At 30.3% G+C, this 8,348-nt stretch carries 7 protein-coding genes; 5 read left to right on the forward strand and 2 right to left on the reverse strand.

Annotated elements, in window-relative coordinates; genetic code table 11:
* Positions 1-703: YhgE/Pip family protein (locus RWL85_RS08135; RefSeq protein ID WP_314086950.1), on the reverse strand; the 703-nt coding region annotated here is incomplete at its 3' end.
* Between the two features lie 514 nt (positions 704-1,217).
* Positions 1,218-1,772: a flavodoxin family protein gene (locus tag RWL85_RS08140; protein ID WP_314086953.1), complete on the reverse strand. Its 555-nt coding sequence runs from the start codon at positions 1,770-1,772 to the stop codon at positions 1,218-1,220.
* A gap of 271 nt (positions 1,773-2,043) precedes the next feature.
* Between RWL85_RS08140 and RWL85_RS08145 the strand changes: the two genes are divergently transcribed.
* The 5 genes from RWL85_RS08145 to yycI all read left to right on the forward strand — a co-directional run bounded on the left by RWL85_RS08145 (position 2,044) and on the right by yycI (position 8,189).
* Entirely contained in the window at positions 2,044-3,042 is a 999-nt protein-coding gene (locus RWL85_RS08145; protein WP_314086955.1) for a hypothetical protein, read from the forward strand.
* A 392-nt stretch (positions 3,043-3,434) separates the two neighbouring features.
* Entirely contained in the window at positions 3,435-4,139 is a 705-nt protein-coding gene (gene yycF, locus RWL85_RS08150; RefSeq protein ID WP_314086958.1) for a response regulator YycF, read from the forward strand.
* A complete protein-coding gene (locus RWL85_RS08155; RefSeq protein WP_314086960.1) occupies positions 4,139-6,067 on the forward strand; it encodes an ATP-binding protein in 1,929 nt (642 codons plus the stop codon). The genes yycF and RWL85_RS08155 overlap by 1 nt, the downstream gene beginning before the upstream one ends.
* Positions 6,068-6,078: 11 nt before the next feature.
* Complete coding sequence (gene yycH, locus RWL85_RS08160; protein WP_314086962.1) at positions 6,079-7,392, forward strand: two-component system activity regulator YycH; 1,314 nt, start codon at positions 6,079-6,081, stop codon at positions 7,390-7,392.
* The gene (gene yycI, locus RWL85_RS08165; protein ID WP_314086964.1) at positions 7,389-8,189 is read left to right on the forward strand and encodes a two-component system regulatory protein YycI; all 801 of its coding nucleotides are present in this window, start codon (positions 7,389-7,391) and stop codon (positions 8,187-8,189) included. Before yycH ends, yycI begins: the two co-directional genes overlap by 4 nt.
* Positions 8,190-8,348 lie beyond the last annotated feature (159 nt).

An 8,348-nucleotide genomic window follows, 5' to 3' on the forward strand; every position in this document is an offset into this window, starting at 1 on the left:
GGTCAACCCCGTTACTAAGTTTTTGTCCTCCTTCGCTAAGACGACCAAGCCCAGCGCTAAGACGACCAGAACCATCAGTAAGTTGGTTAATACCACTACCTAGTTTTTGTCCCCCTTCGCTAAGACGACCAAGCCCGTTGTTTAGTTGGTTTGTAGCGTCTGCAGCTTTTTGAAGAGAACCTCCTATTTCAGAAAATTTACTGTATAGAGTTGCTGTATAAGTTTTTACAACTTGATCTTTAACTGTGTTTGTTAAATTACTCGCTACAGTTTCCATGATTTTTTCACCATTTTTACTCTTTGTAAAGTTAGTAGTAAAATCAATGTTCATTTTCTCTGGGTTTTCGTTTGATAATGAGCTAGCGTTTTTAGAGAAGTTTTCAGGGATTGTAACTACCATGTAGTAATCTCCTTCACGCAATTCTCTTTCAGCTGTGTCTTTATCGACGAATTGCCAATTTACTTTTTTATTTTCTTTTAATTTTTCAACCATTGAATTTCCGACTTCTAGAGTTTTCCCATCAAGGTCGACTTTTTTGTCTAGGTTAACAACACCGACTTTCATATTTCCAGTGTTATTATATGGATTCCAGACTGCTTTTAAGAAAGTTCCTGCATATAAAATTGGCACCAGAAGAACGATAGCCATGGTGATAATTAACCCTTTACTTTTTAAAAGGCTATTAAATTCTTTTTTTATCATAATTCCTCCTAAGAAATTCTATAGCTAAAATTTAAATATTTAGTTTTTATGATGCAGTTATACATCACTGTAGTTATTCTACAACTATTTTTAATAAAAGTCAAAATATTTTTAAGTAATAGTGAAAAAGTAAGTTTTAAAGATGATGAGTGTTGTTTATATAGGAGATAGTGATTGTAACTCTTGGGAATAAGTTATACTCAGAAAACTGTTGTTATTATAGCTTTAACGAAGTTATGTTATTTATGGAGTAAACTTATAAATAAATATATATTAATTAAAATAGTTTAGTTAATTTATAGTATTAAAAGTCCTAATTGATGAAAAAATTACTTTACTATTGTAAATTTAGGTGTTGTTACAGGGATGAGTTATTGAATTAGGTTTATGGATATTAGAAAAAAGGAAAAACGACTAAGAGGAAATGGTTTCGTATAAATCATCTCCTTAAGTCGTCGTTATATTATTATTAGTGAATCATATATTGTTAATGTTTGAGTATATATTAAGAATATTATACTGTTGCATGAGTTATTTTATAATTTAATAAGTTATCAAAGCAATCTTGGGCATCTGTCAAGTCTTTCATATCTGGATGTGAACGTGATTCTTTAACCATATCAGCAAGGTCTGGTGTCATTTTATGGATGAAGTTAGGATCACGCCAAGTAAGAATTTTAAATACTATTATTACTTTTGGATCAACTTTACCTTGACACACAAAAGTTTCGTGGATTCTATTATTTCTTTCTTCCATAAATGCAATATAGTTGTTTATAGAATCATCGGCATGATAATGCTCGCGAGGCACACCGCAAGTTAAAAATAATGCTACATCCTTATTATGGATTTGTTGTTGATCTATAAAACGTTGCATATTTTTGTTGGCGTTTGTTTTATCGGTCCAGGCTCCTAGTATATAAAAATCATATTCTTTTTCAAGTTTTTTTCTTTGTTTTTTTATATCAAGTAGGTCCACTTCTGCTTGATCTTTTATTTGTTCATAGATAGCTTCAGCTACTTTTTTTGTGTTTTTTGTTTTGCTAGAATAAGCAAGTAAAATTTTCATAATTAAACCTCCTCTTAGGGTGCGGGAGTAAGATAGGTTAATCCCGTATTAATTAAAATTACATACTCATTATATCAAAAAATAATAAAGTTTTAAACAGATAACTGAAAACAATAATCAATTATAAAGTCGAATTTATTATAAAAGAAAAAAATTTAAAGTGGAAGTAATAAATTAAAGGGCTTTATGTTTATAAAATAGGAAATATTTCTTATTTGTGTTAGAATACTAATTGATAATAAAAATGATTAATGAATTTATAGGAGTAGTAATGGATAGGTTGTTTGAAATATCTAGTTATGCATCGTTTATAGTGTATCATATAGAAGCTATGGATAAGATAAAAGTTCCGAAGGTTATGATACGTGAATATATAAATTTACAAAAAACAGTAGGGAGTTTTCCTGAAGAGTTAGAATATGTAGTAAGTTTTTACGATGAGAAGACAGGTAGCAGCGGTGCGTTGTTTAAAAATATAGTTGAAGAAAATTATATTCTAGCTTATACAGGGACAAATTTTTATTTTGATAGACAAAAAGATATGTATGCAGATGTTGTTGGGATATGTTTAGGACAGGGGGAGCATCTAACGTCTTGTTATAGGTTTTATACTCGTATGAGGAAGAAGTATGGGGACGATATTATCTTGACGGGGCACTCTTTAGGTGGTAGTATCACACAACGTGTAGCAATTGAATATGATGTGAAAAACAGTGTGGTCTTTAATGCGGCTCCTATATATTTGATAGGTGGAATAGATATTTTTATGGATAAAGAGAAAGATGAGGAGTTGTACATTACTCATATGAAGAAATATCTTAGAAATGTTAAGAAGACAGCGATAAAAAAAGCGGCATTTACTGGAACAATAAAAAGAATAGTTTCTGAGTATGATATATTTACTCGTATAGCGGAGTTGCTTTCTATTGGATATTATGTAGGTGAAGAAATCATAGTAAAAGAGGCAGGACTGCATGGTATTAAGAGTTTCTTAGGAATATATCAAAAATCTTTTGGAAGTAGTTTTAAAAAAGGTGAAACAGAAGAAAGCTACTTATCGAATGAGTATAAAGACTTTAGTCTCGCAGAAGTTGGGATTTTGAGTAATTTTTCTGAAGAACGTATAATAGGGCTGGAACAACATCTTAATGAGCTTTTAGTAAGTGATAAGATAATAGCTAGTTTGAACAAAAATCCTTACAATGTTAATTTTGAGTTCTTTATACAGATTATATTAGAAAACATTGCCAAAAAAAGAGAAATGATATAAAGATTCATAATATAAATAATTTTCTTATTTAATTTTTGGGAGTAATTTTTAGTAAAGTAAAATTCTCAGTTAGTAACTTTTACGGCTGAGAATTTTTTATTTTAATAATGATAGAATTATACTAATAAAGTAATATAAAATAAATTTTTTAGGATAATCACATTTTTGTTTTATCTGTTGTCTTTAAGTGGTAGGAAGTTAATCGTTTGCTTAAACTTGTAACTTATCAAAAAAAAATGATATAATATAGATAGCTTTATATATTTATATCTATGAAAGATGTTTAAAATATAAACTAATTTCAATAAAAAAGTATACTTTAGAGTGTTTTTTTATAAAATAACAAAAGTATAAAATTTTCAATACTTAGTATGGACCTAAGGAGGACAGAGATGGCTGAATATAAAATACTAGTAGTCGATGATGAAGAACCGATTGCTAATATACTAGATTTTAATTTAAAAAAAGAAGGCTATGATGTAATTGTGGCTAATGATGGAGAAAAGGCTGTAGAGTTAGCTTTTAATGAAAATCCAGATTTGATTTTATTAGATTTGATGCTGCCTAAAAAAGATGGTATGGAAGTATGTAGAGAAGTGCGTGCTAAAAAGAATATACCTATTATTATGTTAACGGCGAAAAATAGTGAGATTGATAAGGTTCTTGGGCTTGAATTCGGAGCTGATGATTATGTAACTAAACCATTCTCAACGCGTGAGCTTATGGCTAGGGTCAAGGTGAATTTACGTCGCGTTACTAAACAACAAGAGGAAGTTGTTGAAGAGAAGAATGGTAGCGATCTTGTGATTAAGGATATCGTTATTTATCCTGAAGCATATGTTATTAAGAAAAACGGTGAAGAGGTAGATCTAACAAGAAGAGAATTTGATTTGTTCTACTACTTAGTTCAGCATCGTGGTCAAGTATTAACGCGTGAGAATTTATTACAAACAGTATGGGGATATGACTACTTCGGTGATGTTCGAACAGTAGATGTAACTGTAAGAAGATTACGTGAAAAAGTAGAAGATGATTCATCGCAACCAGAATATATTATGACACGTCGTGGTGTTGGTTACTTTATAGGTGAAGAATAATGAGTTTTTTCGAGAAGAAATTTAAGAAAAGATTCTTTTCATCAATTCGAACTAAGTTTGTAATAGTGTATGTATTGGTTAATATAATTTCTTTACAACTTATCGGATTGTTCTTTACAACGCAATTAAGAAACAGCAATATAAATACATTTGAACAAAACATTATTGAACAAGAAAAAATTCTGAATTATCACGTCCGTGAAGAGCTTGATAAAGTGAGTGGTAATAATGACGACAATTCTAAGGGTTTAGAAAATAATCTTGAAAAAAGAGAATCAACAAGTAGTACTCATGATTCAAAAAGTGGAATAGCAAAACTAGTCAGTGAGTTTAATATTCAAAAGTTATTATTAGTAAATGTTATAGATAATGATTCAAAAATCTTGGCGACTTCATCTAAAAATGGAAATGATGAATATCTTGCTAAAAGATCTTTTGATCCTTTGGTAAGTCAAGTTATTAAAACGGGAGAGAGTACAAAACAGATTCAAAACAATGCGGATAGTAATAAGCGTGTTTGGATTTATGTGAGTCCTGTAAAAAAAGACAATGAAGTAGTTGGTGTAATTTCACTTATGGCTGATATAGAAAGTGTTTATCAAGAGGTAAACAGTATTTCTAAGATCTTTATAGTAGGGACTATTTTATCAATTTTAATTACTACTGTCATAGGGTTTGTAGCTTCAAAAACTGTAACGAGTTCCATTGAAAAAATGAGTTCACAGGTTAAAAAGATGGCTTTAGGAAACTATGGAACGGTAGTTGGGATAGATGCTGATGATGAGATTGGAGATTTAGCAAAAGTATTTAATCAAATTTCTAAAAGAATAGAAGAAGAACAAGCGGTAACGGAGACAGAACGTAGGAAACTAGCAACTATTATCGAGAGTATGATGGATGGAATTATTACAACGGATAATAACGGAAGAATAATTCTGATAAATACTAGTGCTGAGGATATGTTGGGTGGACGTGATGATGAAATTTTTATTGGAAAAGATGTATTGAAAATTCTTAATATTACAGAGTATGAGAGTATAGAAGAGATACTAGATGCTGAAGATAGTCTTCTAGTTACTGCCTCTAAAAGTGATGAGGAATTACTTTTACGTGCAGAGATTTCTAAGATAGAAAAAGAAGATACTGGGGATTTAACTCAGATGTCTACGGAGCTAGAAGGATATATTATCGTACTTTATGATGTAACAGATCAAGAACGTCAAGAAAAAGAACGTCGCGAGTTCGTATCAACTGTATCTCATGAGCTTCGAACACCTTTAACAACGATGAATAGTTATATTGAGGCGTTAGAAGAAGGCGTGCTTGAGGATAAAGAGCTTGCCCCACAATTTATTGATACTATTCATAAAGAAACTACACGTATGATAAGAATGGTAAATGAGCTTATGCAACTTGGTAAAATGGATATTAAAGAAGAGCATTATGAAAAAGAGTTTATTGATATAAACAAACTTCTTGAACAAATTACAGATAGATTTGCATTGACTCATCCAGAGAAAAACTTTATAAAACATATATCTAAGACACCGATATTTGTAGAAGGAGACCAAGATAAACTTACACAGGTATTTGATAATATTGTCAATAATGCGATAAAATATTCACCAAATGGTAAGAATATTACTATAAGAGTTAGACAAAATTATCATCACAACAGGGTTAGTATTTCTATAAAAGATGAAGGGGTAGGAATACCGCTAGTGCATATTGATAAAATTTTCAATAGATTTTATAGAGTTGATAAAAGTAGACAAAGAAGTATGGGTGGAACAGGGTTAGGATTAGCCTTAGCTAAGACTATTGTAGAGGCTCATAAAGGTCGTATTTGGGCACAAAGTAGAGAAGGGTATGGAAGTATAATATTCGTTACATTACCTTGTGAACAAATCGATGATGAATGGTTATAGAGGTAAATAGTATGAAAAGTAAAAGGAAAGAAACTATAAAATCAGTTGTATTAGGTTTACTAGTTTTACTGAGTTTGACGTTATCTTATCTTATTATTACTTATCAACCGGATTATGAAATTTTCACGAAAAGAGCTACGCAAAAGGCTGTAGATACAAATAAAAATAATCTTTTGAATTTTTTAATACCTGATAGTATGGTGAAAAATTATGCGGGATCTAGAGAAGAGCCGATAGTGCAAAATTCGATAACGAAGGTTGCAAGTGTCGACGCTGTGAAGAATAAAAAAGTCTTGAAAGATTTATTATCTATGCTTTCTGAAAGTGAAAGTGTAGAGTCTAGGGTTAGAAACCGTAATATTGAAGAGATTACAACGAATAATATTGAGAAAATTTTAATAAATTATCAGGTGACTTTAGATTCTTCGTTGGTTAAACCGTTGTTCTTTTCTGGAGAAAATTCTAATATTAGTTTAGAGTTTGATACGATAGTGTTATTAAAAGATAGACCTAATATGATTTATTTGTATAAGAAGGACGATAAAAACTATCTTCAAATCACTTTAAAAGATGAAATATATAGCAAAATAGATAATAAATTCAATGAGAAGAAGCAAAATTATGCTAAGTATAGTTTGAATAACAAGTTCATATATTTAAAAGAAGCTGATGAAGATGATATTATAGATGAATATAGCGCAGAAGATGTAAACTTGAATAAAATGGCTAAAGACATTTTTGAGAAAAAAGATAATCTTAGAATAAGTAATGAAGATGAAGTAACAGATGGTTATGGAATATTAAGGTTAATAAATAATAGATTAGTATATACAAATCCATCGAATGAAGGTGGTCGTGAAGTTGGAGCAACTGTAGCGATAAATAATACAATGAGTTTCTTAGAGTTAGGTTATGTAGGAGATACAAACTATCAACTTACAACTGCGCTAGAAGGGATAACTATTTTTCAAGAAGCGTATAAAGACTCGATAGTCTTTAGTAAAGATGGATATGCGGATATTATATCGGAGGATAATAGTAGTGGTATATATAGATTAACTTCACCGAAAAAATTAACTAAGACGTATCTTTCGTCGAAAGAAGCGGAAATATATTCTGTAGAAAAAACAGAGTATGTTATAAATTATCTGTACGACAAAGTGAATCTTAAAGAAATTGGTGATATTGTCTTAGGATATGATAAGGTGTATAACAAGGATAGAAATAGTTTTAGTTATGTTCCTGCATGGTATGTGAAATATAATGATAGATATGTTAGTTTCAAAAAAATAAAAGAAATGATAAATAATGGAGAGAGACTATGAACTGGGGTAAAATGAAGACTTTGTTTATTTACCTGTTTATCGCTTTAAATGCTGTGTTATTAACATTTTATTTCTATACAGTTCAGAAAAATAAGACGGAAATAGTGCAAGAAAAAGAAATAATAGAACGTGCTATGAAAAATGATAATATAACTGTAGAGGAAAATACCACAAAACGTGATAATTTAGGTTATGTTAATGTAACGATTTCTGATCTGAGAGATATAAGGAAAGAGGATAGTAGCCTGAAATATGAAGTTGAGAATATTGATAAAACATCTACGTTAAAAGTAAATTCAGAAAATGCTATAACAAATGTTAATAAAAATAGCTATAGGGCAGAATTAGATTCGTTTTTACTTGAAAAGATGAAGCTTAGTGCAAATTATATTTTCTCTAGTTATAATTCTACAAAAAATGAAATAATTTATGAACAACAAATTGATAGTTTTAGAGTGTTTTCTAATAAGAATGCTAGAATTGTGTTTAAGGTCGAAGGTAATGGAGAGATAAAGAGTTTCACCTTAACTGGAGTTTCTAATATAAGAAAAGACAAAAATGAAACATTAGTCTCTTCTAGTCAAGCTATAAATAGGTTGTATCATGAGGATTTAGTTCCAAAAAACAGTAGGGTTAGAGCGACTCTTGGTTACTATACTTATATTTCGCAAACTGAAAACCAAGTATTAATACCGACATGGAATGTAGAGATAAGTGATAAGGATGGACAGATAAGTAATTATTATGTAGATGCTATAAATCTGAATATCCTTAATAGGAAAGGGCGTAGTACCTAGCAAGGTATTTGAATAAAATAAAAGAGGAGACCGAGTAGCGGAGTAATAAACCCCGCCGCTCGGTCTTAAAATTATTGGGGAGTGACTCAAAAATCGTGATTTCAAAGAAATGATATGTACCCCTTTTACTGGACAAAACAGTGAAAGGGGTGTTTTTTA

It is taken from the genome of uncultured Gemella sp. (assembly GCF_963515875.1).
In the GTDB taxonomy this organism is placed as follows: domain Bacteria; phylum Bacillota; class Bacilli; order Staphylococcales; family Gemellaceae; genus Gemella.

What these genes read in the sequence shown, in the direction of transcription:
- RWL85_RS08140 (WP_314086953.1), bottom strand. Translation starts at nt 1,772, where the DNA reads ATGAAAATTTTACTTGCTTATTCTAGCAAAACAAAAAACACAAAAAAA.
- RWL85_RS08145 (WP_314086955.1), top strand. Translation starts at nt 2,044, where the DNA reads ATGGATAGGTTGTTTGAAATATCTAGTTATGCATCGTTTATAGTGTAT.
- yycF (WP_314086958.1), top strand. Translation starts at nt 3,435, where the DNA reads ATGGCTGAATATAAAATACTAGTAGTCGATGATGAAGAACCGATTGCT.
- RWL85_RS08155 (WP_314086960.1), top strand. Translation starts at nt 4,139, where the DNA reads ATGAGTTTTTTCGAGAAGAAATTTAAGAAAAGATTCTTTTCATCAATT.
- yycH (WP_314086962.1), top strand. Translation starts at nt 6,079, where the DNA reads ATGAAAAGTAAAAGGAAAGAAACTATAAAATCAGTTGTATTAGGTTTA.
- yycI (WP_314086964.1), top strand. Translation starts at nt 7,389, where the DNA reads ATGAACTGGGGTAAAATGAAGACTTTGTTTATTTACCTGTTTATCGCT.